The organism is Nonomuraea sp. NPDC050643, from assembly GCF_040654715.1.
Taxonomy (GTDB): domain Bacteria; phylum Actinomycetota; class Actinomycetes; order Streptosporangiales; family Streptosporangiaceae; genus Nonomuraea.
Window position 1 is genome coordinate 1 of sequence record NZ_JBFAIM010000081.1, and the last position, 26,240, is coordinate 26,240.

General features: G+C 71.1%; 28 protein-coding genes. 8 read left to right on the top strand and 20 right to left on the bottom strand.

The features are described from left to right. The 4 genes from AB0I15_RS56950 to AB0I15_RS56965 form a co-directional block, all read right to left on the bottom strand. On the bottom strand, positions 1-560 hold a 560-nt coding region (locus AB0I15_RS56950; protein WP_358116816.1), incomplete at its 3' end, for an ABC transporter ATP-binding protein. After that, positions 553-1,644: an ABC transporter ATP-binding protein gene (locus AB0I15_RS56955; RefSeq protein ID WP_358116819.1), complete on the bottom strand. Its 1,092-nt coding sequence runs from the start codon at positions 1,642-1,644 to the stop codon at positions 553-555. The genes AB0I15_RS56955 and AB0I15_RS56950, both read right to left, overlap by 8 nt. 140 nt (positions 1,645-1,784) lie before the next feature. Further along, entirely contained in the window at positions 1,785-3,284 is a 1,500-nt protein-coding gene (locus AB0I15_RS56960) for an alpha/beta fold hydrolase (RefSeq protein ID WP_358116822.1), read from the bottom strand. A 155-nt stretch (positions 3,285-3,439) separates the two neighbouring features. Next, positions 3,440-4,297, bottom strand: coding sequence for an SDR family oxidoreductase (locus tag AB0I15_RS56965; protein ID WP_358116825.1), 858 nt, complete (start codon positions 4,295-4,297; stop codon positions 3,440-3,442). Between the two features lie 109 nt (positions 4,298-4,406). Here AB0I15_RS56965 and AB0I15_RS56970 point away from each other — a divergent pair, with 109 nt between their 5' ends. Beyond that, complete coding sequence (locus tag AB0I15_RS56970) at positions 4,407-5,957, top strand: hypothetical protein (RefSeq protein ID WP_358116828.1); 1,551 nt, start codon at positions 4,407-4,409, stop codon at positions 5,955-5,957. Here AB0I15_RS56970 and AB0I15_RS56975 read toward each other — a convergent pair. Continuing rightward, complete coding sequence (locus tag AB0I15_RS56975) at positions 5,954-6,850, bottom strand: arginase family protein (protein WP_358116831.1); 897 nt, start codon at positions 6,848-6,850, stop codon at positions 5,954-5,956. The two genes, AB0I15_RS56970 and AB0I15_RS56975, sit on opposite strands and share 4 nt — an antisense overlap. Positions 6,851-6,879: 29 nt before the next feature. Between AB0I15_RS56975 and AB0I15_RS56980 the strand changes: the two genes are divergently transcribed. From AB0I15_RS56980 to AB0I15_RS56995, 4 genes are all read left to right on the top strand, one after another. Next, on the top strand, positions 6,880-7,428 hold the full coding sequence (locus tag AB0I15_RS56980) for a CGNR zinc finger domain-containing protein (RefSeq protein ID WP_358116834.1): 549 nt from the start codon (positions 6,880-6,882) through the stop codon (positions 7,426-7,428). 32 nt (positions 7,429-7,460) lie between these two features. After that, a complete protein-coding gene (locus AB0I15_RS56985; protein WP_358116837.1) occupies positions 7,461-7,922 on the top strand; it encodes a hypothetical protein in 462 nt (153 codons plus the stop codon). A gap of 229 nt (positions 7,923-8,151) precedes the next feature. After that, positions 8,152-8,448: a hypothetical protein gene (locus tag AB0I15_RS56990; protein ID WP_358116840.1), complete on the top strand. Its 297-nt coding sequence runs from the start codon at positions 8,152-8,154 to the stop codon at positions 8,446-8,448. Beyond that, entirely contained in the window at positions 8,448-9,563 is a 1,116-nt protein-coding gene (locus tag AB0I15_RS56995) for a DUF6745 domain-containing protein (protein ID WP_358116843.1), read from the top strand. Before AB0I15_RS56990 ends, AB0I15_RS56995 begins: the two co-directional genes overlap by 1 nt. A gap of 244 nt (positions 9,564-9,807) precedes the next feature. Here the strand turns inward: AB0I15_RS56995 and AB0I15_RS57000 are convergent, their stop codons facing one another. From AB0I15_RS57000 to AB0I15_RS57060, 13 genes are all read right to left on the bottom strand, one after another. Then, positions 9,808-10,632 (bottom strand): STM4011 family radical SAM protein, encoded by an 825-nt coding sequence (locus AB0I15_RS57000; protein ID WP_358116846.1) that lies wholly within the window; start codon positions 10,630-10,632, stop codon positions 9,808-9,810. Further along, positions 10,626-11,891: an STM4012 family radical SAM protein gene (locus AB0I15_RS57005; RefSeq protein WP_358116848.1), complete on the bottom strand. Its 1,266-nt coding sequence runs from the start codon at positions 11,889-11,891 to the stop codon at positions 10,626-10,628. Before AB0I15_RS57005 ends, AB0I15_RS57000 begins: the two co-directional genes overlap by 7 nt. Beyond that, positions 11,878-12,690 carry an STM4013/SEN3800 family hydrolase gene (locus tag AB0I15_RS57010; RefSeq protein ID WP_358116851.1) on the bottom strand — a complete coding sequence of 271 codons (813 nt, stop codon included), beginning with the start codon at positions 12,688-12,690 and terminating at the stop codon, positions 11,878-11,880. Before AB0I15_RS57010 ends, AB0I15_RS57005 begins: the two co-directional genes overlap by 14 nt. Next, a complete protein-coding gene (locus AB0I15_RS57015; RefSeq protein WP_358116854.1) occupies positions 12,677-13,723 on the bottom strand; it encodes an STM4014 family protein in 1,047 nt (348 codons plus the stop codon). Before AB0I15_RS57015 ends, AB0I15_RS57010 begins: the two co-directional genes overlap by 14 nt. Next, a complete protein-coding gene (locus tag AB0I15_RS57020; protein ID WP_358116857.1) occupies positions 13,720-14,715 on the bottom strand; it encodes an STM4015 family protein in 996 nt (331 codons plus the stop codon). The genes AB0I15_RS57015 and AB0I15_RS57020 overlap by 4 nt, the downstream gene beginning before the upstream one ends. 2 nt (positions 14,716-14,717) lie before the next feature. Further along, complete coding sequence (locus tag AB0I15_RS57025; RefSeq protein WP_358116859.1) at positions 14,718-15,671, bottom strand: STM4015 family protein; 954 nt, start codon at positions 15,669-15,671, stop codon at positions 14,718-14,720. A 61-nt stretch (positions 15,672-15,732) separates the two neighbouring features. After that, positions 15,733-16,977, bottom strand: a complete 1,245-nt coding sequence (efeB, locus tag AB0I15_RS57030) for an iron uptake transporter deferrochelatase/peroxidase subunit (RefSeq protein WP_358116862.1) — start codon at positions 16,975-16,977, stop codon at positions 15,733-15,735. A gap of 39 nt (positions 16,978-17,016) precedes the next feature. After that, on the bottom strand, positions 17,017-17,538 hold the full coding sequence (locus tag AB0I15_RS57035; RefSeq protein WP_358116983.1) for an EfeM/EfeO family lipoprotein: 522 nt from the start codon (positions 17,536-17,538) through the stop codon (positions 17,017-17,019). After that, entirely contained in the window at positions 17,424-17,993 is a 570-nt protein-coding gene (locus AB0I15_RS57040) for an FTR1 family protein (RefSeq protein ID WP_358116864.1), read from the bottom strand. The genes AB0I15_RS57035 and AB0I15_RS57040 overlap by 115 nt, the downstream gene beginning before the upstream one ends. Positions 17,994-18,074: 81 nt before the next feature. Continuing rightward, on the bottom strand, positions 18,075-19,442 hold the full coding sequence (locus tag AB0I15_RS57045) for a cellulase family glycosylhydrolase (RefSeq protein ID WP_358116867.1): 1,368 nt from the start codon (positions 19,440-19,442) through the stop codon (positions 18,075-18,077). 4 nt (positions 19,443-19,446) lie between these two features. After that, positions 19,447-20,295 carry a carbohydrate ABC transporter permease gene (locus AB0I15_RS57050; protein WP_358116870.1) on the bottom strand — a complete coding sequence of 283 codons (849 nt, stop codon included), beginning with the start codon at positions 20,293-20,295 and terminating at the stop codon, positions 19,447-19,449. After that, a complete protein-coding gene (locus AB0I15_RS57055) occupies positions 20,292-21,251 on the bottom strand; it encodes a sugar ABC transporter permease (protein ID WP_358116872.1) in 960 nt (319 codons plus the stop codon). Before AB0I15_RS57055 ends, AB0I15_RS57050 begins: the two co-directional genes overlap by 4 nt. Beyond that, positions 21,248-22,519 carry an extracellular solute-binding protein gene (locus AB0I15_RS57060; RefSeq protein ID WP_358116875.1) on the bottom strand — a complete coding sequence of 424 codons (1,272 nt, stop codon included), beginning with the start codon at positions 22,517-22,519 and terminating at the stop codon, positions 21,248-21,250. Before AB0I15_RS57060 ends, AB0I15_RS57055 begins: the two co-directional genes overlap by 4 nt. 159 nt (positions 22,520-22,678) lie before the next feature. Here AB0I15_RS57060 and AB0I15_RS57065 point away from each other — a divergent pair, with 159 nt between their 5' ends. Further along, positions 22,679-23,692, top strand: coding sequence for a LacI family DNA-binding transcriptional regulator (locus tag AB0I15_RS57065; RefSeq protein ID WP_358116877.1), 1,014 nt, complete (start codon positions 22,679-22,681; stop codon positions 23,690-23,692). A gap of 58 nt (positions 23,693-23,750) precedes the next feature. On the opposite strand, the gene AB0I15_RS57070 is transcribed toward AB0I15_RS57065, so the two are convergent. Together AB0I15_RS57070 and AB0I15_RS57075 are read right to left on the bottom strand one after the other, a co-directional pair. Then, a complete protein-coding gene (locus tag AB0I15_RS57070) occupies positions 23,751-24,182 on the bottom strand; it encodes a nuclear transport factor 2 family protein (protein WP_358116880.1) in 432 nt (143 codons plus the stop codon). 13 nt (positions 24,183-24,195) lie between these two features. Continuing rightward, complete coding sequence (locus AB0I15_RS57075) at positions 24,196-24,675, bottom strand: DUF3237 domain-containing protein (RefSeq protein WP_358116882.1); 480 nt, start codon at positions 24,673-24,675, stop codon at positions 24,196-24,198. 149 nt (positions 24,676-24,824) lie between these two features. On the opposite strand from AB0I15_RS57075, the gene AB0I15_RS57080 reads away from it, so the two are divergent. Together AB0I15_RS57080 and AB0I15_RS57085 are read left to right on the top strand one after the other, a co-directional pair. Then, a complete protein-coding gene (locus AB0I15_RS57080; RefSeq protein WP_358116884.1) occupies positions 24,825-25,481 on the top strand; it encodes a helix-turn-helix domain-containing protein in 657 nt (218 codons plus the stop codon). 148 nt (positions 25,482-25,629) lie between these two features. Further along, on the top strand, positions 25,630-26,151 hold the full coding sequence (locus tag AB0I15_RS57085; protein ID WP_358116887.1) for a hypothetical protein: 522 nt from the start codon (positions 25,630-25,632) through the stop codon (positions 26,149-26,151). The last annotated feature ends 89 nt before the right edge of the window (positions 26,152-26,240 follow it).

The following is a 26,240-nucleotide window of genomic DNA, read 5'->3' on the forward strand; positions in this document are numbered from 1 at the left end:
CCGGTGTCGCGGTGGATCTCCTTGAGCTTGCTGCGCAGCGTCCACTTCAGCGCCGGGTCCACGACTGTGAGCGGCTCGTCCAGCAGCACGGCGGCCACCTGGGAGCGTACGAGGCCGCGGCCCAGGCTGACGATCTGCTGCCGGCCCGGGTCCAGGCGGCGTGACCTGCGGCGCAGGACGGTGTCGAGGCCGAGCAGCCGCGAGACCTGGCGGACCCGCTCGTCGATCTCCTGTTTCGGGACCTTCCTGTTGCGGAGGGGGAAGGCGAGATTGTCGTAGACGGACATCTCCTCGTACAGGACGGGGAACTGGAAGACCTGCGCGATGTTGCGGCCCGCCGTGGGCACGCCGGTGACCTCGCGGTCGTCGAAGAAGATCCGGCCCACGGTGGGGGTGATCAGGCCGGAGATGATGTTCAGCAGCGTCGTCTTGCCGCAGCCGCTGGGGCCGAGCAGCGCGTACGCCCTGGAGGTGTGCCACGTCCACGTCATCGGCCTGAGCGCCCACGTCTTGCCGCCGTCGTAGCTGTGGCCCACGCCGTCCAACCGAATGTCAGCCATGCAGGTCGACCTCCGCGGCGCTGGTGGCGAGCAACCTGCCCCCGTCCTCGTCGAAGACGAAGACGTGCGCCGGGTCCACGTACGCGACCGTGGACTCGCCCGGCGTGAAGAGCTGGGTGCCCGGCAGGTGGGCGACCAGGTGGCGGTTGCCCTGGAGGAGGAGGTGCAGGAAGGTCGCGCTGCCCGTCACCTCCGCGAGCCGGATCTCGGCCGGCAGCTCCAGCGCCCCGGGGCCGCCGCGGCCGATCGTCACCTGGTGGGGGCGTACGCCGAGCACGACGTCGTGGCCGGAGACGTGCGCGCGCGGCGCCGGGAACGACGTGCCCAGGCACTCGATGCGGCCGTCGCGGACCACGCCGGGCAGCAGGTTGAGCGGTGGGTCGCTGAGCGTGGCGGCCACGGCCAGCGTGGGCGGGTGCGCGTACAGGTCGGCGACGTCCCCGGCGTGCTGGACCCTGCCCTCGCCCAGGATCACGGCCGGGGCGGCGAAGGTCAGCGCCTCGTTCGGGTCGGCGGTGGAGTAGAGCACCACGCCGGGGGAGTCGGCGAACATCGTCTTCAGGTCCGCGCGCAACTGCTCGCGCAGCTTGAAGTCCAGGTTGGCCAGCGGCTCGTCGAGCAGCAGCAGGTCCACCGGGCGGGCCAGGGCTCGCGCGATGGCCGTGCGCTGCTGCTGGCCGCCCGACAGCTCGGCGGGCCTGCGGCCGAGGAACGAGGCGATGCCCATCAGCTCGGCCACCTCGCGCACCCGCCGGTCGATGTCGTCGCGGCCGAACCTCGGGTCGAGCCTGAGGGGTGAGGCGATGTTCTCGTGGACGGTCAGGGATGGATAATTGATGAATTGCTGATAGACGAAGGCGACCGAACGTTTCCGCACCGATATTCTGGTGACATCTTTTCCGTCGACCACCACACGGCCTGAATCAGGCGTCAGCAGACCGGCGGCCACGCGCATCAATGTCGTCTTCCCCGCTGTCATGGGGCCGACCAGCGTGGTCATTCCGTTGGATAATTCTAAACGAATGTCATCGAGCCAGATCTCCCCGCGTTGCCGCACGGAGACGCCATCGAGAATCACCGTCACTGTGCCCGGTCCTCTCTGCTTAACTCCCTTCTAACATGATCTGCAAGGGTCTGCAAAGATCTCTTGTTACCTCTGTGACGGATGTGACGAGTGATTTCATCACATTTCGAGACCGGAAATGTGGCGAACGGCTTCTCCTATCACCCGGCCGGCTTTTTCGCTGGCACCGGGGCTCCCGGGCACGTTCGCGGGATACGGCCCGTCTCGAAGTAGGCGACGACCTTGGCCGCGCACTCCGGCGTCCTGAACGCCGAGCCGTGCACGTCGTCGTCGATCGTGACCACCTGCCCGCCGACGGCCGCCCGCGTCTCCAGCGTCCACTCGTACGGGGACGGGCTCTCGTGCAGGTGCCCCGACAGCGCCAGCGAGCCGCCGTCCTCGCGCAGGCGCGGGGCCCGCGGCGCGAGCGGCCAGCCCGCGCACGGCGGGAAGAACGTGCTCGCCGAGCCGGTCACCGGGTAGCGCTTCAGGCGCTCCTTGTAGGCGGTCCAGGCCGGCTGGAACGCGTGCGGGCCGAGGTCCTCGTTGCAGAACAGCGCGACGTGCGCCGTCATGTTCTGGCGTTCGGGGACGCCGGGAGGCAGGGGCGGGCGGTCGCCGCCCATGACGCGCCTGAGGGCGGGCGGCGCCTCCGGGCCCGTCGCGGTGACCAGCTCCTTCAGGACCTCGGCCACATCCGGCCAGGCCACGCTCGGCTGTCCCGCGGCCTCGGCGATCATCCGGCCGTCGATGGTGACGTCGACGTCGGTGAAGGTGAGCGGGTGGGCGTCGTACCGTTCGCGCAGCCTGGTCAGGGCCGACACCACCTCGGCCTTCGACGTGCCGAATCCGTAGGTGCCGTCGCGGTCGGCGAGCCAGGCGGCCATGCGGCCGAAGCCGTGATCGGTGGCCTTGGCGCGTACGTCGGTGAAGACGTCCATCCGCGGCACGGGCAGCGCCACGCTGTCCAGCCACATGCGCCGCACCTGGCCCGGGAACAGGCTGCGGTACACCGTCCCCAGCCACGTGCCCCACGAGACGCCGAGGAAGCCGATCTGCCGCTCGCCCAGCGCCGCGCGGATCCGGTCGAGGTCGCGGGCCACGTTCGAGGTGGTGAGCTGCCCGACGAAGGCGCGGTCGGAGGCGACGCAGGCGCGGTTCTCCTCGACGGTCTGGTCGTAGACCTTCCTGGCCAGCGCCTCGGTGACCGGGCCGGGCGGCGGTGGCTCCTGCCTGCCCAGCTCGCACTCGGCCTTCGTGCTGTAGCCGACGCCGCGCGGGTCGAAGCCGATGAGGTCGTAGCGGGTGTTCAGCTTCATGCCGCTCAGGGTCAGCTCGATCGGCATCAGGCGGCCGCTGCCGCCTGGGCCGCCCGGATTGACCGCCACACTGCCCAGACGGCGGGCGCGGTCGGTGGCCTTCAGCCTGGTCAGGGCGACGGTGATCTGCTTGCCGCCGGGGTCGGCGTAATTCTGGGGGACGGTCAGCGTGCCGCACTCCATGCGGTCGAGCAGGCCCTTGGCGGCGGGGGCGGCGAGGCCGAGCGCGCGCAGGACGGCGTCCGAGTACGCCGGGCAGGTTCGCCACGCGATGGCGGGCGGCTCGGGGACGGCCAGGGAGCCGAGGGCGAAGGCACTGACCAGCAGCGTTCGTAAGATCATGCCCTCAAGGCTGTCGCCGGGTGCCCGCCGTGAGATCCCCCGGAAGTGGGAGGCCGCGAGGCCCCTTCAGGGGAGGCCCTGTCCTTTTCAGAGGAGGCTCTTCGTCAGGCGAGGCCCTTCGTCAGGCGAGGCCCTTCGTCAGGCGAGGCCCTTCGTCAGGGGAGGATCGAGTCCACGTAGCCGCCGTCCACGCGCAGCGCCCCGCCCGTCGTGGCGGAGGCGAGGGGCGAGCTGAGGTAGACGACCATGTTGGCGATCTCCTCCGGCTCGATCAGGCGCTGGAGCAGCGACTGCGGGCGATGGCGCCGCATGAACTCCCGCTGCGCCTCCTCCCACGGCAGCTCCCGGTCCACGAGCTGGTAGACGAACTCCTCCACGCCCCCGGTGTGCGTCGGACCCGCGATCACCGAGTTGACCGTGACCCCGCTGCCCGCCGCCTCCTTGGCGAACCCCCTGGAGACGGCCAGCAGCGCGGTCTTCGTCATGCCGTAATGGATCATCTCCGCGGGGACGACGATCGCGGAGTCGCTGGCGATGTACTGGATCCGGCCCCAGCCGCGCTCCCTCATGCCCGGCAGGTACGCGCGGGTCAGCCGGACCGCGGCCAGCACGTTGACCTCGAAGTAGCGCCGCCACTCGTCGTCGGTGATGTCGAGCGCCGGGGTGGCCCCGAAGATCCCCAGGTTGTTGACGAGGACGTCGACGTGCGGCAGCGCGCGCAGCACCTGCTCGCAGCCCTCTTCCGTCGAGACGTCGCCGGGGACCGCGACCAGGTCGAAACGCGAAGGAGCGCCGTCGGCCCGAGCGCCGTCGGCTTGCTCGGCGGCGGCCCGCTCGTCCCGCTCGGCCCGCTCGGCCTCCATCCGCTCGATGGCCGTGGTGACCGAGCCCTCCTTGCGGCCGTTGACGCCGACGCGGGCGCCCGCCCGGGCCAGCCCGGTGGCGATGGCCGCCCCGATTCCCTGGGTCGAGCCGGTGACCAGCGCCGTCTTTCCGCTGAGGTCGATGCGCACGATGTCCACCCCCTGCCCGCCATTCTCCGTGACCTGATCGGGGCCGTGCGCACCGGGGTCACTTGACGGTCTCGATGCGTAGTCTGGTGACGGCGTGGAAGGGGCGTGGGTGCACCGGATCCTGTGGCTGGTCGTGGCGGTCGCCTTCGTGGTGGGCATGGTGGTCCCGGACTCGCCCGAGGTGGAGGAGTGCCCGGCGCGCGACCCTCGGGTGGTGGCACCCTACGCGGTCACCGGCTACTGGGTGATCCCGCGCGGCGACCGGTGCGTCACGCAGCGCATGGTGGAGGCCGTGCACGCCATCGGGGGCGACACCCTGATCACGTTCGGGCCGCGCTTCGCCGCCGGCGCCGACCCTGACTGCGTCGTGGACGGCCGGCCGTGCGCCGACGTGCCCGGCGTCCGCCAGGTCTACTCGTACGTGACCAGCGAGGAGTTCGGGCGGTCCATGCTGCGCTGCCCCGGGCTCGACCGGCGGATCGAGAGCGAGGGCCGGATCTTCTACCGGCTGTCGCTGGCCGGCTCCTGCGACGCGCCCGCGCACGACATCGTGATCGTCTCCACCGACGGCGACGGGGTGGGACACCTGATGCGGGAGGCGGCGGCGTACGGGATGACGGTCTTCCCCGGGCTGCCGGCCGCGACGCAGCGGGCGGACAAGCCCTGGGAGCCCGACCACGCGCACACCGCCGCGCTCAACGCCTTCACGGCCCGGGTGCTGGCCGACTACCGGGAGCGGTTCGCGGGGCTGGCGTCGTTCGGCGGGGTGTACCAGTCGTTCGAGCTGGCCGTGCGGGCACGCTCCGAGCAGGACCCGATCATCGAGCTGTACGCGGCCCAGCACGCCGTGGTCGCCGCCGCGCTGCCGGGCAAGAAGATCGTGGTCAGCCCGTACATCGACGCCCGGAGGGCACGCGGGTTCCCGCCGTCGCTGGTGGAGCGGGGGCTGGCGGACATCGCGGCGACGCGGGCCGGGATGCCCATGGCCATCGCCGTCCAGGACGGGCGGGGCACGGGGAAGGTGCCGGTCTACGGGGTGCACGAGGCCGAGGCCAAGGTCGTGCCCCGGCTGGTGCCCGTCGTGGGCGACGTGAGCAACGCGCAGGGCTACTACGGCTCCACCCGCGACTACATCGAGGCGGCGGCCCGGCGGGTGCCGGACGGGGTGGAGCTGTGGGTGAACGTGGAGGGCTTCGAACCCACGCCGGCGGCCGGGGAGTGCGGGCGGGTGGAGCCGCCGCCGCTGCGCGGGCGTACCACGAAGAGCCGGCTCGACCAGCAGGTCATGGCGTCCGGGCCGCATGCCGTCAAGGTCATCTCCTATGGGTGGGAGCCCTTCTTCACGTGTCAGGCCAGGTATGACACGCCGTCGCTCGCCGACGACATCGCGGCCGGGTGGCAGCAGCCGATCATCGTGAACGCGTACAGGAAGGACAGGAACGGGCGGGCCGGGGTGCTCGTCGAGGGCCACAACCTGCGCGGCGGCACCCTGCGCTTCGCCCCGCAGGGGACGGGGGAGGTGGCCGTGGGGCAGGAATGGTACGGGCGCGGGCGGCTCGAGTCGGCCTGGGCCCCGTACACGCCCGCCGGCCCCTGGACCTCCATCACGGCCACGAACGCGGCCGGCCACTCCAGCACCAGCGGCTACGTGATCCGCTAGCCCCGCCTGCCATCCGTCAGGGCAGCGACCAGGATGTCGGCCAGGAGGGCGGCCTGGGAGCCGTCCTCGTCCAGGTCGGGGTCGAGGATCGTCACCTCCAGCCCGGCGGCTCCCGGCAGGCGGAGGAGACCGCGCAGCACCTCGGTGAGCTGGGCCGCGTCGAGGCCGCCCGGCGTGGGGGAGTCGACGGCGGGCAGCACGGACGGGTCGAGGACGTCGGCGTCCACGTGGATCCAGAACCCGTCGAGATCGTCGCGTACGAGGACGTTCTCGGCGAGGTCGAGCGAGATGTCGTCGCCCGGGACGTAGGCCAGCCCGCTGTCCGCGATGTCCCGCAGATCCTCCTCGTCTCTGACCCCGAGCACGATCACGTCCTCGTCCCTGACGTACGGCCGCAGCCCGTCGATGTCCACCAGGTAGCCGTCGCCCCGGCCGGTGACCAGCGCCAGGTCCTCACCGGCGGCCGAGCCGACGTGCGGGGAGTTGCCGAGGTGGCGGAAGTCGGCGTGCGCGTCCAGGTACGCCAGCCCGTAGCGGCCGGTCCGGCGCAGGGCGAGGGCGGGGCCGAGCAGGATCGAGCAGTCGCCGCCCAGCAGAATCGGGAACCCGCCGTCCTGCCTGATGGCGGCCACGCGGCCGGCGAGTGTACGGGCGTAGGCGGCGATCGCCGGGCCGTTGCGGACGCCGTCGCCGGGCTTCCAGGTGGCCACGTAGCGGGGCGGGACGACGGTGCCCGCGTCGGTGGCGCCGAGCCGGCCGAGCAGCCCGGCCTCGCGCAGCGCCCACGGGGCCTTGTAGCAGCCGGGGACGACGTCGGGGGCGGGCGGGCGCAGTCCGAGGTTGGATGGGGCGTCGAGGATGGTGAGATGTTCGTCATGGGTTATTATGTTCATACTCGTGACGGTAACAGGAGGGAGGGCGAATGCGCCAGTACGCCGAGACGGGCCTGGTGTCACTCGATCTGGCCAACACGTGGGACGAGTACCTGGACGACCCCGAACGATTGCCGGACACGGCGGCGCTGCGGCGCTTCTGTGAGGAGCTGGGCCTTTCCGGCGCGGGGGAGTCTCTTGGGGGGCTCGGCGCGGAGGGGGTGCTCGACGAGGTACGGGCGGTGCGGGGGCGGCTGCGGGAGGTGCTGGCGGGCGAGCCCGGCGAACGCACGGGGGCTTTGGCCCGCTGGGTGGCGGAGCTGCCGGTGCGGGTCACGGTGGGGGAGTCGGACGGGGTGCCGCGCCTGCTCCTCACCACTCGGGAGGACGCCGGGCCGGCCGCCCGGCTGGCGGTGCGGTCGGTGTCCGAACTGCTGGACCTCGCGGCCTCCGGCGACTGGGACCGCCTGCGCCTGTGCGCCGCCCTGCCCTGCCGGGACGCCTTCGTCGACCGCAGCCGTCCGGGCAGACGCCAGTTCTGCTCCACCCGCTGCGGCAACCGCGCCCACGCGGCCGCCTCCCGGGCCCGCCATCGGTGAATATCTGAACTACTTCAGATAAGCTGCTCGGTATGGCGACGAAGAGTTTCCCGTACAGCGCGTTCCTCAGAGGCCCGTCGGACGTGCTTCCCACGCTCGACAACGCCGACGTCATCCTCGAGCGACGTGATGACGAGAACCTGATCCTCATGCGCGCCGAACGATTCGAGGCCGGGGCGGCGAGCCTGCGCATCGCCGCCCGGGGGCTGGCCATCGTGGCCCGCCGCAACAGCGGACTGGCGGAGGAGGTGCTGGCCGAGGAGTTGCCCTGGCTCACCTGGCTGCCCGAGACCGAGCGTCATCAGTGCGTGCGTGAGCTCCTCGGCCACCTCATGGCGGGCGCGGACACGGGTGAGCTGCTGCCGTTCGGCCGCGCGCTGACCTCATGGCGGTCCACGGCCGTGGTGTGGAGCGATCCGCGACTGGCCCGCGACCTCCAAGGCCCCTTCGCCGGCGACGGGCCGCAGGTGCCGCGCCCCAAGGCCGACTCGTGATGGCAGGCAGGGGCGACGAGGTTCCTCGCCCCAACCCCTGGCGTGTTCGATTCGCCGACCGGCGGGCCGCCGAAGGCTGGGGCGATCGACGACGAGAGCGCACCTTGTGGATCACCCGGGCCGGCACCGGACACCCTCGGGAGACCGATCAGCGGCGGGGGCGGTAAGGGGGAATTGTCGGTCGGGGTCGGTAGCTTGCGATCATCCCCCCGACGATGGAGGTTGGTCGATGTACCGACAGGGCGACATCCTGATCATGCCCGTGCCGGAGGAGGCCGCGCCCCGGGTGATGCGGCCTGAGCCGAGAGACGCTCGCGGGCGGCTCGTGCTGGCGCATGGTGAGGCCACCGGGCACTGCCATGCCGTTCCCGGGCCCGGCACGCTCTCCGGCGGTTTTCTGCACCTGCCCGAGGGCGGCCGGCTCGTGCACGAGGAGCATGACGCGATCTCGCTGCCCAAGGGCTGGTATCGGGTGATCCGGCAGCGTGAGTACGTTCCGGGGTCCTATCGGGTGGTGGCCGACTGATGACGACCTTGACGTGGGAGCGGGTCGCGTTCGCCACTGGCCCCGCCGACGGTGAGCTCGAGGCGGTCGTGCGGCAGGCCTACCGTGAGGCCGGGCTGGACGAGCCGGAGCAGGTGCTGGTGCTGGCCTCGCCCGCGGCCGGAGCCCGTGCCGCCGCGTGGCTGACGGGTGCCGCGGCGGCGGACCCCGGGGATCCCCGGTGCCAGGCGGTGCTGGGGTTCGGGCACCCCGGGGCGTCGGTGCGGGACCCTGGGGTGTCGGTGCGGGACGCGGTGCGGACCGGGCCGTGGGAACGCGCCAGGGCGGCCCTCTCCGCCGAGCTGGGCGCCATCGGCTGGGCGGCGCACTGGGATGCGACCGGTGGGCGGCTCTGGCCGCGCGTCGAGCGGCTGGCCGGTGACCTCCGCCGGGCCATCGCCGACCTGAGCGATCTAGGCGACTCGGGCACCATCGGCGGTCCCGGCGGTCCCAGCGGTCCGGGTAGTCCTGGTGGTATCAGTGGTGAGGTGGTGCGGCAGGTGGTGTTGGATGCCGTGCTCGGGCAGCATGACGCGCCCTGGCTGTCGGCGTTCGACGGGCTCGACGGGCTGAAGCGGGTCGCTGAGCGTGCCGGTTGGTGGTGGCCGTACGAGCGACTCGCGATCGTCACCGAACGGCCCGTCGAGCTGCATCTCGACGACCTGGGCCGGCTGCATCGCGCTGACGGGCCCGCCATGCTCTACGCCGACGGCTTCGCCCTTTACGCCTGGCACGGCATGCCCGTACCGGCCGGGTTCGGGGCCGCGATGGGCGAGCTCACCCCCGAGCGCATCCGCGCCGAGGAGAACGCCGAGCTGCGCCGCGTCATGCTCGAGCACTTCGGCCTCGATCGCTACCTCGCCGAGTCGGGCGCCATGCCGGTGCACTCCGACGAGACCGGGGTGCTGTGGCGGGTCGAGCTGCCCGGCGACGAGCCGCTGGCCATGGTCGAGGTGGTCAACTCCACCCCCGAGCCCGACGGCACCCGCCGCACCTACTTCCTGCGGGTGCCGCCGTGGGTGCGCCGGGCCAGGGAGGGCGTGGCGTGGACGTTCGGGGTCGGCGAGGAGGACTACCGGCCACAACGCGAGACCTGAGGCCGGCGTGGGAGCCCCGAACGTCCCGATGCGAGCCCCCGAGGTCACAGCGCGCCGGCAGGGTGCGCGCTCCCGGGGGTCACAGCGCGCCTGGCTCTTGACCCTGCCGATCGAGCAGTTGAGCAGCTCGGCCGTCTCACGCTCGGTCCGGTCCTCGTAGTGGCGCCTCCGGTGAGCAGGTACCGCCGGCGGCATCCGGACACGGCCCGGGGCAGGTGTGCCGCCACTCGGCCTGGCCGGGGCGCTAGCGGAGCGGAACGCGTTCGAGCACCCCGCCGGCGAAGACGTCGTAGAGGCCGAGCGGCTCCAGATGGACGTAGCCGATGTGGCAGTCGCAGGCCGTGGCCGGGCAGGGGCGGGGGCGCAGGGCCGCCCGGTAGGAGCCGTCGTACAGGTTGCCCAGCACCTCGGGGACGAAGTGGCAGCGGCGGACCGTGCCGTCGCCGTTCACCGAGATGACGCTGTCGCCGGTGCGGCAGGGCAGGCCCAGGCTGGGGTGGGGGAAGCGGCTGTGGTGGAAGTGGGGGTCGATCGCCGACCAGTCGGCCGCCTCGGCGTCGGTGTAGAGGCGGCCCTCCTCGGCGTTGACCCACACGTACGTCTCGGGCGGCAGGTCGGCCCTGAGCCTTCTGGCGTGTGGCAGGTGGGCCGGGTCGCCGACGATGCCGACGCTGTGGCGTACCGGGAGGGAGCGGACCTTGGCCAGGAAACGGTCGTACGGGACCTGCGTCGGGTGGTAGGTCACCCACAGCGCGGCCCGGTCCGACGCCTCCGAGAGCCAGCCGGTACGGCAGCTCAGGTTCGTCTGGATGGCGACCTTGGCGACGTTGGGCAGCCAGGAGAGCTCTACGAGCGCCCGCCGGTACCACGACCTGACCAGGCCCTCACCCCATGGCGTGAACAGGACCGACACCTCGAAGTCCCGCTCGCGGACCCAGCCCGCGAACCGCTCCAGGGCGGCCCTGTCGGCGCGGAGCTGTTCGGGCGTGTCGCGGCGCTTGGCGAACGGGCAGTAGGCGCAGTCGTAGTCGCAGCTCGACAGGGGGCCGCGGTAGAGGATGGTCAGCATGCCGTGTACCCCTCCATGAGCCGCCGCACGCCGGGGGAGAACAGGGCGGGGCCGATCGCGTCGGAGTGGGCCAGCCCTTCGGGGGTGAGCCTGATGGTCTCGTCCGAGATCGTCAGCCATGGCCCGAACTCGTCGAGCGGGAAGTCGTCGAGCGCGTCGGTGCCGAACCGGTCGGCGTAGAGGCGCCGTGACATGCCCTCGGCCTGCAGCAGCGACTGGATGAGGTGACGCCGCCCGCGCTCGCCGGGGGAGAGCGCGAAGCCCACGTTGGCGGTGCCGAAGTCGGCGGCGGCCACGTAGTCGTCGATGATCGAGCGCACGTGCCGCGCGCCGACGGCGTACTCGAAGGAGTAGTGCAGTCCGCCCGTGTACGACCGCGCCCCGCACCCCAGCCCCACCATGCCGTCGGTCTGGCAGCAGTACGCGGTGACCGCCCCGGAGCCGGGCAGCCGGAACATGCGCATCGACACCTGCTCGTACCCGGCCGCCAGCAGGTGGTCGCGCCCCGCCCGGTACAGCTCGAGCCGCTGGTCGTCCCAGGCCCGCCCCTGCTTGCCGAGGCCGGTCAGCGGCCGGACGTAGAGCGGGTAGAGGTAGAGCTCCTCCGGCCGCCAGCCGAGCGCCGTGTCCAGCGAGTGGAGCCACGACTCCGGCGTCTGGCCGTCGATGCCGTAGATCAGGTCGATGTTGAGCACCGGCACGCCGCTGGCCCTGATGGCGTTGAGCGCCGCGTCGACCTCGGCGCGCTTCTGCGGGCGCACCGCCGAGCGGGCCTCGGCGTCCACGAAGCTCTGCACGCCGATCGAGATCCGCGACGTGCCGCGTTCGACGAGGACGGACAGGCGGTCGGGCGTGGCGGTGGCCGGGGAGGTCTCCACCGACAGCGGGATCCGGGCCAGGTCGGTGCCCATCGTCCGCTCCGTCAGGTCGAACAGCCGGGTCAGCTCGCGGGGGCCGAGGTAGGTCGGCGTGCCGCCGCCGAACGCCGCCGTGTCGAACGCCGTCTCCTCCAGCGCGTCGCGCGTCTGCTCCGCCTGGCGTTCGAGGGCGTCGAGGTAGGCGGTCACCAGGTCGTCCGGGGCGCCGGTGCGGGTGAACAGGTTGCAGAAGCCGCAGCGCATCTCGCAGAACGGGATGTGCACGTACAGGGCTCCCGGGCGTTCGCCCGCCCAGACCTCCTTGAGGTGCGGGCGCGGCTCCAGTGGCCGGTAGGCGGTCTTGTGGGGGTAGGCGTAGACGTAGCCCTCATACGGCCGCATGGCGCTCCAGGACGAAGTGGGTGTAGGGGACCGTCCAGACCACCTCGTGACCGACGCGGTGACCGACGTGCCCGCCCTCGCCGTACGCCGTGCCGTGGTCGGAGCAGACGATGGTCAGGCACGGGCGGCGGCGGGTCATGAGGGCGTAGAGCCGGCCGATGTGCCGGTCCACGTATCGCAGGGCGGCGGCGTGGCTCTCCAGGGAGTCGTCGCCGGTCCCCGGCAGGTAGAAGTGGTTCGGCTGGTGCAGGGCCGAGACGTTGACGAACAGGAAGACCGGCTCGCGCACGTCACGCAGCACCTCGGCGGCGCGGTCGATCTGACGCTCCAGCGAGGCGGGGTTCGTCACGCCGAACTCCGGCTCCCAGTGGCTCTCGGCGAACAGGCCCGGCAGCGCCGACCCGAGCGGGGTGAGCTTGTTGAAGAACCCGACGCCGCCGACGCACACGGTGTGGTAGCCGGCCCGCGCCAGCCCGGTGGGCAGGTCGGGCGCGTCGAACACCCAGGTGCCGCCGGCCGTGCTCTCGCTGCCCGGGAACGTGGCCGCGAACAGCCGGGGGTGCGGACCGGGAGCGACCGGGGTGGGCAGGAAGCCGGCGAACATGGCGGCGTGGGAGGCGTAGGTGAAGCTGCCCGGGCTGTGCCGCCGCTCCCAGCGCGCGCCGCCCGGCAGGAGGCCGGTCAGGTGCCCCGCCTCGGCGAGCGAGGCCGCCACGTCGTAGCGCAGCGTGTCGAGCGTGACGAGGAGGAGGTCGTGGGTGCCGATGATCGTGTTCATGTCGAGCTCACCAGCGGTCATGGACGACCGCCTCGACCTGTTCGGCGTACGTGTCGCGCCCATGTCCTGAAAAATCATGCAATCCAGGCAGCAGGTCCCCGAACGCGTTGACCTCGGCCACCGCCACCGACCGCCAGTCCGACCCGACCATCACATCGACCCCGGTGCTCAGGCTGCGCGGGAAACACCCGGCCACCCGCGTGCACACCTCCAGCACCCGCTCCCACAGCGCGGCCCGGCCGCGTACGAGGTCGAGGTCGCCCCGGGCGCCGCCGAGGTGCAGGTTCGTCATGGGGGCGCGGCTGGTGCGGACCACGGCGTGCGTGGGCCTGCCGGCCACGGTGACCACCCGCAGGTCGAGCGTCCGCCCGCCGGCCGACGCCTTGGGGAACCAGCGTTCGACGTGCAGCCCGTCGGCCGCCAGGAAGTCCACCAGCCGCCGCGCCTCGGCCTCGTCCGTCACCTTCCTGATCCGCAGCGAGTTGCACAGCACCCCGCCGGTCCACGTGGCCGACGTGACGGCCATGATCCGCCCGGCGTGGGCCTGGAAGGCGATCACGCCGGACGCCGACGACCCGTGGGCGGGCTTCACGAACACCCGGGCCCAGCCGCGTGCCGCCATCGCCTCGCGCAGGTCGTCGTACGAGCGGGCCTCGAACCCGGGCGGCACCGGCACCCCGGCCGCCGCCAGCGCCGCGTGGCAGCGCCGCTTGTCGAACATCACCCCGATCTCGCCCACGTCTCCCAGCGGCCGGACGCCGGGAAGCGCGGACACCCGCTCCAGCCCGGCCAGGAACGCCCGGTACCAGGCGGCGCCCTCGCCCACCCGCGCCGGGTCGCCGGGGCCGCGCAGCAGCGCGTCGGCCCGCGCGTCCTCGCCCGGCGAGTCGATCCGCAGCACAGACCCCTCGGGCGCGCCGAACTCCGAGCCAGCCAGCACGTCGCGCCACGAGATCACGTGCGGCTCGGCGAGCCCCCGAGCCACCACCGCGTCGCGGAACAGGGTGACCCGCCGATCCTCCGGCGTCCCGACGACGGCGAAGCGCACCGTCACTCGCTCACCGCCGTGTATCGCCAGCCGTGTGGTTCGGTCGGCTGCCGGTCGCCCAGATCGACGGCCACGCCGGGCAGCGCGCGCCGCACGCGGTCCGTCATGGCGTCGCTGAGGAAGTGATGGTTGAGGTCGAGCACGCTCAGGTGGCTCAGCGGCTGGCCGCTGAGCAGCGCCTCCGCGCCCCGGTCGGACAGCACGCCCATGCCCAGGCTGAGCGCCTCGAGCCGGGCGAGCACGGGCGCGGCGGCCACGGCGGCGGCGACCTCGTCCTGCTGCTCGCTGTTGCGCAGGCCGAGCCGCTTGAGCGCGGGCAGCCGCGCGCCCGCCAGGATGCCGTCAAGGTCGGCGATCGTGTGGTCGCCGCCGTAGCTCTCGACGCCCAGCCACAGCTCCAGGTGCTCCAGCGCGGGGAACGCGGACGCGCCCACCGCCCTGACCACCGCGCCCGGCAGCCCGCCGCACTCGAAGCGCAGCACCCTGAGGTGCTCGTGCGTGACGGCACTCAGCGTCAGCCCGTCCGACCCGCGCACGTCGAGCCGCTCCAGCCTCGGGTACGCCTGCAGCAGCGGCGTGATGTCGCCTTGCCTGATCCAGGAGATCTCCCAGTGCTCGGCCTCGATCAGCCCGAGGAACACCGACCGCAGCGCGGGCAGCCGATGCGCGTTCGCCGCGAGCTCGGCCGCCGTGCCCGCCCCGTCGGTGAGGACGGCGAGGGCCTCCACGCGGGCGGGATCGACGCTCTCCAGCAGCCTGTCGAGCTCGTTGGCCAGGGTCGAGCCCGCCTCGTCGTGGCCTGGCCCGCTCTCGCCGCACAGGGCCCAGGCGACCCGTTCGGAGGGGTCGTCGACCTCGTGGAGCGCCTTGAGCGGGAGCCCGGCGAAGCGCTCGCGGTGGAGGCCGGCGACGTCGTGGTGGCAGGCGGCCTCGGCGGTGAGGAACACCTCGCCGGGATCGGCGGGCGTCTCCTCGCGGGTGCGGTCGTCATCGTCCATGGTCACTCGCTCACCGCGACGTAGCGCCAGTCGTCGTCGCGGCTGTGCGGCTCGTCCAGCAGGACCTCGACGCCGGGCAGCGCAGCCACGAGGCGGGCCGCCATCGCCCGGCTCATGTAGTGGTGGCGCACGTCGAGCCGGCTCAGGTGGGTCAGCGGCTGGCCGCTGAGCAGCGCTTCCGTGCCCTCGTCGCCGAGCGACCCCATCGACAGGCTGAGCGAGCCGAGCCGGGCCACGATGGGCGCGCCCGCCACGGCGGCGGCCAGCTCGTCGGCGAACGGGCAGTTCTGCAGGCCCAGGTGGCGCAGCCGGGGCAGCCGCTCGCCGCTCAGGATGGAGGCGCAGTCGCCGGTCGTGGCGTCACCGCCGTATTCGTCGACGCCGAACCAGAGTTCCAGGTGCTCCATCTCGGGCAGCTCGCTGCCGCCGACCGCGCGGACGACCTGCGCGGGCAGGCCGCCGGTCTCGAACCTGAGCACGCGCAGCGACTCGTGCCGCACCGGCTCCAGCGTCAGCCCCGAGCCGCCCCGCACCTCCAGCCGCTCCAGCTTCGGATAGGCCGCCAGCAGCGGTGTGACGTCGGACTGCTGGATCCAGGAGATCTCGGCCTGCTCCGGCATGATCGCGCCGAGGAACAGGGAACGCAGCTCCGGCAGCCGGTCGGCGCTCTCGGCGAGCCGGGCCACGATCGTCCCATTGTCGGAGTCGTAGCACGACTCCCACCCGCCGATCACGATGGCGGTGACCTTGGCGGTGTCGACATTGTCGAAGAACCAGTCGAAACTTTCGGAGATCTCGTCGGGAACGTCGTCGTCGTATTCGCCGGCCTCGAACTTCCAGGCGACGGCGGCCGGGTCGGGCAGCGGCTCGCCGTCTTCCGGGGCGAGCGCGTAGGCCACGGGGAGCCCGGCGTAGCCGTCGCTGTAGTCGTCGCGATGGCTCGGTTGGTCGGTCACGGGTGGTCCTAGGGATCGGGGGGATCAGGCGGCTCCTGTCCTACCAGATCCACCCGACAAATCAGCCTTCGAGCAGCGTGCGCCCCCAGTAGTCGCCCGCGTCCCGCACCCCCGGCGGGCAGGCGAACAGGCCGCTGCCGACGTGTTTGATGTACTCGTTGAGCGGGTCGTTCTTGGCCAGGGCCATCTGCACCGGCACGAACTGCTTGCGCGGGTCGCGCTGGTAGGCGATGAAGAACAGCCCCGCGTCCAGCCGGCCGAGCCCGTCGGAGCCGTCCACGAAGTTGTAGCCCCGGCGCAGCAGCCGGGCGTCGCCGTGGAAGCTCGGGTGGGCCAGCCGGACGTGGGCGTCGCCGGCGATGGCGGGCCTGCCGTCGGGTCCGGCGGCGCCGAAGTTCAGCGGGTCGAACTCCTTGCCGCCGTGCAGGGGGGCGCCCTCGCCCTTGGTCCTGCCGAAGATCTGCTCCTGCTCGGCGAGCGAGGTGCGGTCCCAGGTCTCGACCGTCATCCGGATCTTCCTGGTCACCAGGTAGCTGCCGCCCGCCATCCACGCCTGGCCGTCCTGCGCCGCGGCCCACAACTGCTCGCGCAGCAGGGCGGTGTCCTCCAGCTTGAGGTTGTTGGTGCCGTCCTTGAAGCCCATGAGGTTGCGCGGGGTGGCCTGGGCGCGCGAGGTCGAGGAGGTGCGGCCGAAGCCGAGCTGCGACCAGCGGACGGAGACCTTGCCGAAGCCGATCCTGGCGAGGTTGCGGATGGCGTGCACGGCGACCTGCGGGTCGTGGGCGCACGCCTGGACACAGACGTCGCCCCCGGAGATCTCCGGAATCAGGTTCTCTCCCGGAAACCTCGGCAGCTCGGCCAGGGCGGCCGGGCGCCGGCCGGCCAGCCCGAACCGCTCGTCGAACAGCGACGCCCCGAACCCGACCGTCAGCGTCAGCCCGGAGGCGGGCAGGCCGAGCGCCTCGCCGGTGTCGTCGGGCGCGGCCTCCGGAGCGCCGCCCACCGCGCCGTAGGAGCCGGCCTCCCTGCCCTGGGTCAGCCGCGCCGCCGCGGCCGTCCAGTCCTGCAGCAGCGACACCAGCTCGGCCCGCCTGGCCGTGGTGACGTCGAAGGAGACGAAGTGCAGCCGGTCCTGCGCGGGTGTGACGATGCCCGCCTGGTGCTCGCCGTAGAAGGGGAACGGGTCGGAGGTCGAGGAGGCGTGCGCCACCGGCTGCTCGTCGAGCAGCGAGCGGGCGGCCACCGCCCCGGTGCCCAGCGCGGCGGCCCCCGCCGCGCCCAGCCCGAACAGCTTCCGCCTGCTCACCCGCCTCCTGCCGGGCGGCTCCTGCGCCATGACGTCCCCCTACTTCGCGACGATCGGGGCGATCCGGCTGATCGGCTCGCCCAGCGCGTTGATGGCGTCCGACAGCGTCTTCAGCTCGGCCTTAGACAGCTCGTCGTGCAGCTTCCAGCCGTCGCCCTTCGCGTGCGCCGCGAGCGCGGTCTCGGCCGCGGCGAACTTCTCGTCCAGCGTCTTGACCAGGTCAGGGGCCCGCTCCTCGAGCACCGGCCGGAGCGACTGCACGGCCGCCTTGGAGCCCTGGAGGTTGGCGTCGAAGTCCCACAGGTCGGTGTGCGACCAGATGTCCTCCTCGCCGGTGATCTTCCCGGTGGCCACCTCGTCGAGCAGCTCCTTGGCGCCGTTGGCCAGGTTGAGGGGGGTCAGGTCGGTGGCGTTGGCCTTCTCCACGATGGTCTTGACGTCGGTGATCAGCTTGTCGGCCATGGGGCCGCTCTTGCTGATGTCCTTGTGGATCCACAGATCCTTCTCGATCTTGTGGAAGCCGGTCCACCGATCACCACGGACGTGAGCAGCCCCAGGCAGATGCCGATCAGCGGCTCGGCGGTCGTCGTCGCGCCCTGCGCGGCGGCGAAGAACAGCAGCGCCGTCTCCAGTCCCTCGCGCGCCACGGCCAGGAACGCCATCACGACGACGGCGAACGAGCCCAGCGCGAGCGCCTCGGAGAGCTTGTCCCGCAGCTCACCGGAGAGCGCGCGGGCCGTCCGGCGCATCCAGAAGATCATCCAGGTGACGAACACGACGGCGAGCAGCGACGTGATCGCCTCGAACAACTCCTGGTCGGTGTAGTCGAGGCGGGTCGCGGTGAAGGTCAGGAGTGCCCCGAACGCCACCGACAGCAGGATGGCCGCTCCGACGCCCGCCCAGACGTGGGGGAGCTTGTCCCTGCGGTCGCTCTTGACCAGAAAGGCGATGAGGACCGAGACGACGAGCGTCGCCTCGAGTCCTTCGCGTAAGCCGATGAGGTAGCTGGCGGACACCGTGCTGCTCCTAGGTGAGGAAAGCCTTACCTAAATTAGGACAGCCCAAGCACCCTGTGCGCAACCCTCAAAAAAGACACCTCATCGGGCCAGGTTGTCCCCCAGCAGGTCGAGCAGGGGTTCCCGGCGGACACATCGCTCCAGGAGGAACGAGTCCGCCAGGGCGGTCAGCTCGTCGTCGCCGAGGCCCCGGAACAACTCGGCGTACTCGGGGAGCAGCGCCTGGGCCAGGAGAATGTGCCGGATCAGGTCGTCGCTCTGGTAGCGGGCACCCCACGGGTACGGGTCCCAGGCGGGGAACTCCGACTCGATCAGCCCGTGCAGCGGCGCCAGGACGCCGGCCGACTCCTCCATGGTCGAGCCCCAGCGGTCCGCCCCGAGCCGCCGCTTCTTGGCGATGAAGCCCCCGAACCTGTCCAGGTACGGCCCCGCGGCGTGCACCAGCCCCTGCAACCCCACGTCCTTGTACGTCCACAGCGACCAGCCCACGTCCTGGGCGTCGTAGATCGCGAGCTGGTCGCGCAGGATCTGGTACCGCTGCCCGTCGGCCGCCGGGTCCCCGGTGTAGACGGGCCCGAACTCGCCCACCCACAGGGGCGTGCCCGTCTCACGCTGGAAGCTGGAGCGCTTGGCGAAGGCGCGCTCCAGCTCGTGCCTGTCGCACCACTCGCCGCGCGTGTACCCCGGGTAGGGGCCGCCGTGGGCGAACCCGGCCAGGGCGTAATCGTGCAGGACGAAGACGGTGTTCTCATACACCTCACGAAATATCGAGAAATCGGTGGAGTAGGTGTTGCCGTCCAGGAACAGGACGTGGTCCGGGTCGGCCGCCCGGATGGCCTTGACCAGGCGGTCGTAGAACGGGCCGATCATCTTGCCCGTCGGGTCGCCCGGCTCGTTGACCGGGTTGTATCCGGCGACCCACGGGTGGTCGCGGTAGTGGTCGGCGATGGCCTCCCACAGGTGCACCGCGCGGTCCTGGAAGTGGCGGTGCTGCCAGAACGCGGCCACGTGGGTGGGGTTGTCCGAGTGCCAGTGCTGGTTCTGGGAGCCGGGCAGGGCGTGCAGGTCGATCACGCTGTAGACGCCGTGCTCGCCGAGCAGGCCGATCACCCGGTCCAAGTGGCGGAAGCCGCGCTGGTCGATCTCCAGGGGCCGGTCGTCGGACTCCCAGTGGTGGTAGTTGACCGGGATGCGGACGCAGTTCATGCCCAGCCCGGCCAGCAGGGCCGCGTCCTGCTCGGTGAAGAACGAGGTCAGCAGGCGGTCGAAGAACAGCTCGGCCCGCTCGTCGCCGAGCACGGTGCGGACGGCGTACCGCATGGAGCTTTCGTTGGCGGGGTAGCCGGTGATGAAGTTCTCCATGTTCATCCAGCCCCCGAGACCCACCCCCCGCAGCCGTACCGGCGTGGCGTCGTCCGTGACGAGACGGGTTCCGGACACGTGCAGCATGGAGTCACCCCTTCGTCGCACCCGCGGTGAGCCCACCGACCAGGTGACGTTCCGCTATGGCGTAGAAACCGAGCGCGGGCACCATGGCCAGGATGAGGTAGGCCAGGATGCGGGCGGTGTCGGAGGCGTACTGGCCCTGGAACTGCTGGATGCCCAGCGGCAGCGTCCAGCTCGCCTCCTCGCTGAAGACCACCAGCGGGAGCATGAAGTTGTTCCAGCTCCCGACGATGGCGAGGACCGAGACGGTGGCGATGGCGGGCCGGGCCATCGGCAGCAGGATCCGCCAGAAGAACCCGAACGCGCTGCACCCGTCGATCGTGGCCGCCTCCTCGATCTCGCCCGGGATGCTGCGGAAGAAGCCGCGCAGGATGATGATCGTCAGCGGCAGGCCGAAGGCGGCCTGCGTGAGGATGACGCCGAGCGGGCTGTCGAGCAGGCCGAGCGCGCGCAGCAGCACGAAGATGGGCAGGATGGCCACCGCGAACGGGAACATCAGCCCCGCGGTGAACAGGGTGAAGAACAGCTCCCTGCCGCGGAAGGCGAACCTGGCGAACACGAACCCCGCCAGCGCCGACAGGGCCACGGTGATCACGGTCGTGGCGACGGCGATGAACGTGCTGTTCCACATCTGCCCCCAGAACGAGGCCGAGCCCAGCACGTCGGTGTAGTTGGCCGTCTCCCAGGTCGTGGGCAGGCCGAACGGGTTCGCGGACAGCTCGCTGTTGCTCTTGAAGCCGCCGAGCAGCGCGTACACCACAGGGATGATCATGAACGCGCCCACCACCCACGCGATCACGTGCAGGGGCAGGGTGTGGCGCGGACGGGTGGCCGGCTTCTTCTGGCCGAGGTTCATCGGCGGCCTCCCATGGTGGTGGTGGCGCCCTCGAGGTCGCGGCGCATCACGAAACGCTGGTAGACGAGGGCGAAGACGAGGCTGAGCGCGAACATCACGACGCTGATCGCGCTGGCGTAGCCGACCTGGGAGCGCTTGAAGCCCCAGTCCATCATGGTGACGGCCATCGTCTCCGAGGCGTGCGAGGGGCCGCCGCCGGTCAGGATCCAGACGAGGTCGAAGAGCTGGATCGTGTAGATCACGGACAGGAAGACGCTGATCCGGATCGTGGGGCCGAGCAGCGGCAGCGTGACGTGCCGGAACGTCTCCCAGGCGGTGGCGCCGTCGATCTGGGCGGCCTCGATGAGCTCGTTCGGGATGTTCTGGCGCCCGGCCAGGTAGATCATCATGTGGAAGCCGAAGTACTTCCACGTCATGACGAGGAAGAGCGAGGGCATCACGGTGTCGGGGTTGGCCAGCCACTCCGACTCGATCCCGACCACCGACAGGAGCCGGTTGGCCATGCCCGAGTCAGGGGCGAGGATCAGCGAGAACAGTACGCCCGTGATGACCTCGGACAGCACGTACGGGGCGAAGAACACCACCCGGTACAGCGCCCGCCCGCGCATCCGCTGGTTCAGCAGCATGGCGATGGCCAGCGAGAACGGCAGTTGCACGCAGACCGACAGCGTGACGAGCACCAGCAGGTGCCACATGTCCTGGGCGAAGATCTCGCTGCCGAACAGCCGGGTGAAGTTGTCCAGTCCGATGAAGTTGGTCGGCAGGCCGCCGAAGCCGTTCCACCTGAACACGCTGGAGTACAGGGCCACCAGCATCGGGGCCACGACCAGCAGGAGGAACAGGACCAGGGCGGGCAGCAGGAACAGCGCGATCGTCACCCAGCGCCCGCGACGCCTGGCGGCAGGGGCGGGGGCCGGAAGCCTGAGCGCCTCCGGCCCTTTCGTGAGCGTCGTCATCCTTCGCTCTTGGCCACTTCGGTGATGTCGGCGCCGACCTCTTCCGGCGTCTTCGTACCGGCGATCAGCTCGGCCACGCTGTCGTTGACCTGCTGGCCCACCGCCGGCGGGTACGCCTGGTCGAGGTAGAGCTGGTAGCCGCTGGCGCCGGCCAGCAGGGTCGCCACCTGCTTGAGGTTGGCGTCCTTGACCGCGCTCTCCTCGCCCTTGAGCACCGGCAGCACGCCACCGGACTCGACGGCCTTTGAGTGGTTGCCCATCTCGGTCATGAACTTGACGAAGTCCACGGCCTCCTTCGGCGCGTCCGCGCCCACGGTCAGCCCGCCGCCGCCGCCGAACGCGTCACCGGCCTGGCCCTTGCCGCCCTCGACGGCTGGGAAGGGGAAGAATCCGAGGTCCTCGCCGAGGCCCTTGCCGGACGAGGTCTGCACGCTCGGCGCCCACTGGCCCATCAGCTCCATGGCCGCCTTGCCGTTGCTCATGGTGGCGGACTGGCCGTCGGGGGTGGAGTAGGCCGCGCCCAGGAAGCCCTTCTGGAACGGCTGCAGGTCGGCCAGCGCCTTCACCTGCTGGCCGGCGGCCACGAAGTCCGGCTTGGTGAAGTCGTGGTCGGTGGCCGCCTGCTTGAGCGCGTCGAGGCCGGCGATGCGCAGCGCGAGGTAGGCCCAGTAGTAGTGGCCGGGCCACTTCTCCTTGCCGGCCAGGGCGATCGGGGTGACGCCCGCGGCCTTCAGCTTCTTGACGTTCTCGAGGAACGCCGACCAGGTCGCGGGGGGTTCCGAGATGCCGGCCTTCTCGAAAAGTTTCTTGTTGTACCAGAAACCCACCAGGCCGATGTCGGTCGGGAGGCCGTACGTTTTGCCGTCCAACTGGTACGCACTCAGCGCCGCGGGCGTGAAGGTGGGCAGGACGTCGCCGACATCGCCCGAGATGTCCTTGACCAGCCCAGCGTCGATCTGCTGCTTGAGCACGCCGCCGCCCCAACTGGCGAACACGTCGGGCGCGTTGCCCGACTGCGTGATCGTGGTGAGCTTGGCCTTGTACGCCTCGTTCTCGAGGACGGTCGCCTTGATGGTGACGTTCGGGTTCTTGGCCTCGAACTCCTTGGCGCGCTGTGCCCAGAGCGACTTGAGCGGCTCGGCGGTCGACAGGTGCCACCACTCGAGCGTGACCTTGGCGGGAGAGCCGCCTCCGCTCGGCTGAGGGGCCGCGGTTCCCCCACCGCCGCCACTACAGCCCGCTACGAGCACCGCGGCCGCGACTAACACGAGACAGCGTTTCATAGGGGTCCCTTCCTCAAGTCGGCGAAACTTTCGTGAACCCCCCGATAATTTCGTTGCCTGGATCGTAAGTAAACGCCAGGTAAAGCGTCAACACCTCGGATGGGAGCGATCCCAAACCGAAACTTTCGGATACACTCCCGATTTGTGTCAGCGAAGAGGCGGGTGACGATCGCACTGATCGCGGAGGAGGCCGGGGTCTCCATACCGACGGTCTCGAAGGTCATCAACGGGCGCCCGGAGGTCGCTCCGGCCACCCGCCATCGGGTGGAACGGCTGCTGCAGGAGCACGGCTACCAACGGCGCATCAGCCAGGACGACACCCCCGCCGGCCTGGTCGACCTGGTCTTCGCGGAGATCGAGTCACCCTGGGCCATGGAGATCGTGCGCGGCGCGGAGAGCGCGGCCCACGACGCCGGGGCCAGCGTCGTCATCTCGGTCCTGCACACGCACGCGGGCCCCGGCCGCGACTGGCTGGAGCGCCTGGCGGCCAGGCGGACGGACGGCGTGGTGATCGTGGCCTCCCAGCTGTCCATCGGCATCCAGGCCCAGCTCAGCGCGCGCTCCCTGCCGTTCGCGGTGGTCGACCCGGAGGGCGAGCCCGCGCCGGGCGTCGTCTCGGTCGGCGCCACCAACTGGAACGGCGGCCTGGCCGCGACCCGTCACCTCCTGGAGCTCGGCCACCGGCGCATCGGCATGATCAGCGGTCCCGCGGACATGCTGTGCAGCCAGGCCAGGATCGACGGATACCGGGCGGCGCTGGAGACGGCGGGCGTGCCGGTGGTGCCCGACCTGATCAGGCGCGGCACCTTCCTGGTGGACTCGGGCCACGACCAGGGTCACGCCCTGCTGTCCCTGCCCGAACCGCCCACCGCGATCTTCGCCGGCAGCGACCTGATGGCGTTCGGCGTGTTCGAGGCGGCCCGGCAGCGGGGGCTGCGGGTGCCAGAGGACCTGTCGGTCGTGGGCTTCGACGACCTGCCCCTGGCGAAGTCGGCCTGGCCCCCGCTCACCACGGTCCGCCAGCCGCTGCAGGAGATGGCGGCGCTCGCGACCCGTACGGTGCTGGCGATGGGGCACGGCGAGGTCCCGGAGACGAAGAGGGTGGAACTGGCCACGGAGCTCATCGTCAGAGAGAGCACCGCCCGCCACGCGGAGTAGACGCCGACAGCCGCCCGAAGGGCGGGCGGAGCCGGCGGGAACGCGCCGGCTCCGGTCGTCATGCGTGCTGCTGGGCAGGCCGGGACGTGACGGCGGTCAGGGCGGCCTGCGCCTGGGGGAGGTCGATGAAGGTGTCCTTGCGTTCGACGAGCCCGTTCTGGTCGAGGATGACGACGTCGAGGCAGTCGAAGCTGACCGGGTGCCGGGCGCCGTCCGGCGTGGTGAGAACGGCGGTGAGAGCCCAGTCCAGGACCCAGTGGCGATCGCCGGTGATCAGCCGGTGGACCTCGAATCCCATCTCCGGCCACTGCTCGAACATGGCGGCGAAGGTCTCGCGGACCGCGGGCCGGCCGTGGACCGGCTGCTCACCGTTGCGCAGCCAGAACTTCGTCTGGGGTGAGTGCAGCGCGACGATCGCGTGGGCGTCGCGGGTGGCGAACGTCGAGGCGTAGGCGTCGAAGAGTTTCTCGACGTCGAGCGATGCGGACATGGGGGCCTTCCTTTCACCGGATGCTGTAGACGCGGTAGAGGACGTGCTTGAGGGACAGTTCGTTGAGGCCGATGGCCACGGTCGAGTTCAGCCAGGAGTAGTTCTCCGCGCCGGTCTCGAACAGCGGCGCGGTGCGTGCGTACAGCTTCTGCCAGTCGATGGTCTCGCCGGCGAACAGCCGGTCGATCGCCGCGTCGGAGAGCAGGGCCCGGCCGGTGGTGGTGAGGTACACCAGTTCGTCGTCATGGGTGCGGATCGTCGCGCGGACGTCGAGGCGGGCGACGCGGTCGGAGCCGACGGTGATCCAGTCTCCGCCGCCGGGCAGGAACTCGCCGCGCAGCCGCGGGCCCTCGACGGTGCCGTGGTCGATGACCGCCACCATGCGGGTGCCGAGCGGGGTGGCGAAGGTCTGCATCGTCTGGAACCCGATGGTGAAGTCGCATAAGTGCTCGACCGCGAGTGAGGTGGTGGGGGCGGTGTCGAGGATGGTCATTGGTCCTCCGGCTCTGTGGTGGAGCAGGTCCCGATCATGCGGTCCTGCCGCAGGCACACCTTCGAACGTCTACTTGGAAAAGTCAAGCTACTGGTCTGAATTTCCAAGTATGTGCTTGGATGCGCCACGACCTCCGGTAGGGTGCGCTCATGGCGTCACGTTCCTACGGTCATTACTGCGCGGTGGCCCGAACACTCGACGTGGTCGGCGAACGCTGGTCGCTGCTGGTCGTCCGAGAGTTGCTCAGCGGCCCGAAACGCTACGTCGACCTGCTCGGCGGCCTCGTCGGCATCTCCACCGACATGCTCGCCACCAGGCTGAAGACCCTGGAGGACGCCGGGGTAGTCAGCCGGCGGACGCTGCCCGCGCCCGCCGCCTCGAAGGTGTACGAGCTCACGCCACTCGGCCGGGACCTCCAGCCGGCGATGACCGAGCTCGCCCGCTGGGGCATGCGCCTTCTCGGCGAGCAGGGCGACGAGATCTTCCAGCCCCACTGGCTGACGCTGTCCCTGCAGGCGCTGTTCCAGCCGGAGCGGGCACGCGACGTCTCACTCACCGTCGAGTTTCGCGTCGGCGCGGACGCGTTGCACGCCCGTGTCGCCGAAGGCGCCCTCCACACCTTCCCCGGCCCCGCGGACGATCCCGACGTCGTCCTGACCTTCGCCGATGCCGCGACGCTCACCGCGATAGGCCGCGGCCCAGCCGCGTCACTCCGTGAGATCTCCTCGGGACGCCTCCACGTAAGCGGAAGACCCGATGCCGTCGAGACCGTAAGAGCACTCTTCCTGACCCCCGCGACTCCCTGACACCCGCGACGGCGCCGTGACAGCGCCGTCCAAGCGCCGTGTCAGCGCATGCGGGCATCGTCTCGTCCATCGGAAGAACGGCGGGGTTCCGCGCCAGGCCAACGGCCTCCGGAACCCGTCGGAACCCCCTGACGAGGAGACCCCTGCCATGCTCACGTTCGCCGCCGTCCTGCAGTTGCTCATCGCCCTCGCCTTCATCAGCATCCCCCTGGTCCGCCACCGCTACGGCGCCGCCGCGCAGGCGTGCGCCGAGGCGGAACTGCGGCGTCAGGGCGTCCCCACCACGATCATGGAAGAGAACAAGATCCGATTCGACGCCGGAGGGCACGAGACGGCCGTTCCCGCCTCCGTCGCGCTCGTCATGACGGTGCTGGCCGTGCTCAACCTGACCGGCGGCGACTGGGGGCCGGCCCTGTCCTGGATCCTCCAGCCGCTCGTCCTGGCCGGCAACCTCCTCATCCTGCACAGCCAGCTCACCGCCGCCAGGTCCGTGGAGCGGGCCTTCGAGCGCAAGGGTGACCCGGTCCTGCGGACCATCGACGTCCGGGCCTTCCTCGCGGCGGCCGGGCAGGGCTTTCCGAGCTGGGTGATGCCGGGCCTGCAGAACGTCAGGCACGCCGTGGTGATGGGCGGTTCGATCCTGATCCTGGTCGCGCTGTTCGCCGCCTGATGGGCCCGGACCGCCTGCGGCAACGCCGTCCGGCCTGCCTCGACGGCGGGCCGGACGGCGTTGCCGCGTGTCAACCCCGACGTTCGCTT

Coding starts and splice junctions, on each gene's coding strand:
- AB0I15_RS56960 (WP_358116822.1), bottom strand. CDS start 3,284: ATGATCTTACGAACGCTGCTGGTCAGTGCCTTCGCCCTCGGCTCCCTG.
- AB0I15_RS56975 (WP_358116831.1), bottom strand. CDS start 6,850: ATGAACATAATAACCCATGACGAACATCTCACCATCCTCGACGCCCCA.
- AB0I15_RS56980 (WP_358116834.1), top strand. CDS start 6,880: ATGCGCCAGTACGCCGAGACGGGCCTGGTGTCACTCGATCTGGCCAAC.
- AB0I15_RS56985 (WP_358116837.1), top strand. CDS start 7,461: ATGGCGACGAAGAGTTTCCCGTACAGCGCGTTCCTCAGAGGCCCGTCG.
- AB0I15_RS56990 (WP_358116840.1), top strand. CDS start 8,152: ATGTACCGACAGGGCGACATCCTGATCATGCCCGTGCCGGAGGAGGCC.
- AB0I15_RS56995 (WP_358116843.1), top strand. CDS start 8,448: ATGACGACCTTGACGTGGGAGCGGGTCGCGTTCGCCACTGGCCCCGCC.
- AB0I15_RS57000 (WP_358116846.1), bottom strand. CDS start 10,632: ATGCTGACCATCCTCTACCGCGGCCCCCTGTCGAGCTGCGACTACGAC.
- AB0I15_RS57005 (WP_358116848.1), bottom strand. CDS start 11,891: ATGCGGCCGTATGAGGGCTACGTCTACGCCTACCCCCACAAGACCGCC.
- AB0I15_RS57010 (WP_358116851.1), bottom strand. CDS start 12,690: ATGACCGCTGGTGAGCTCGACATGAACACGATCATCGGCACCCACGAC.
- AB0I15_RS57020 (WP_358116857.1), bottom strand. CDS start 14,715: ATGGACGATGACGACCGCACCCGCGAGGAGACGCCCGCCGATCCCGGC.
- AB0I15_RS57045 (WP_358116867.1), bottom strand. CDS start 19,442: ATGCTGCACGTGTCCGGAACCCGTCTCGTCACGGACGACGCCACGCCG.
- AB0I15_RS57050 (WP_358116870.1), bottom strand. CDS start 20,295: ATGAACCTCGGCCAGAAGAAGCCGGCCACCCGTCCGCGCCACACCCTG.
- AB0I15_RS57055 (WP_358116872.1), bottom strand. CDS start 21,251: ATGACGACGCTCACGAAAGGGCCGGAGGCGCTCAGGCTTCCGGCCCCC.
- AB0I15_RS57070 (WP_358116880.1), bottom strand. CDS start 24,182: ATGTCCGCATCGCTCGACGTCGAGAAACTCTTCGACGCCTACGCCTCG.
- AB0I15_RS57075 (WP_358116882.1), bottom strand. CDS start 24,675: ATGACCATCCTCGACACCGCCCCCACCACCTCACTCGCGGTCGAGCAC.
- AB0I15_RS57080 (WP_358116884.1), top strand. CDS start 24,825: ATGGCGTCACGTTCCTACGGTCATTACTGCGCGGTGGCCCGAACACTC.
- AB0I15_RS57085 (WP_358116887.1), top strand. CDS start 25,630: ATGCTCACGTTCGCCGCCGTCCTGCAGTTGCTCATCGCCCTCGCCTTC.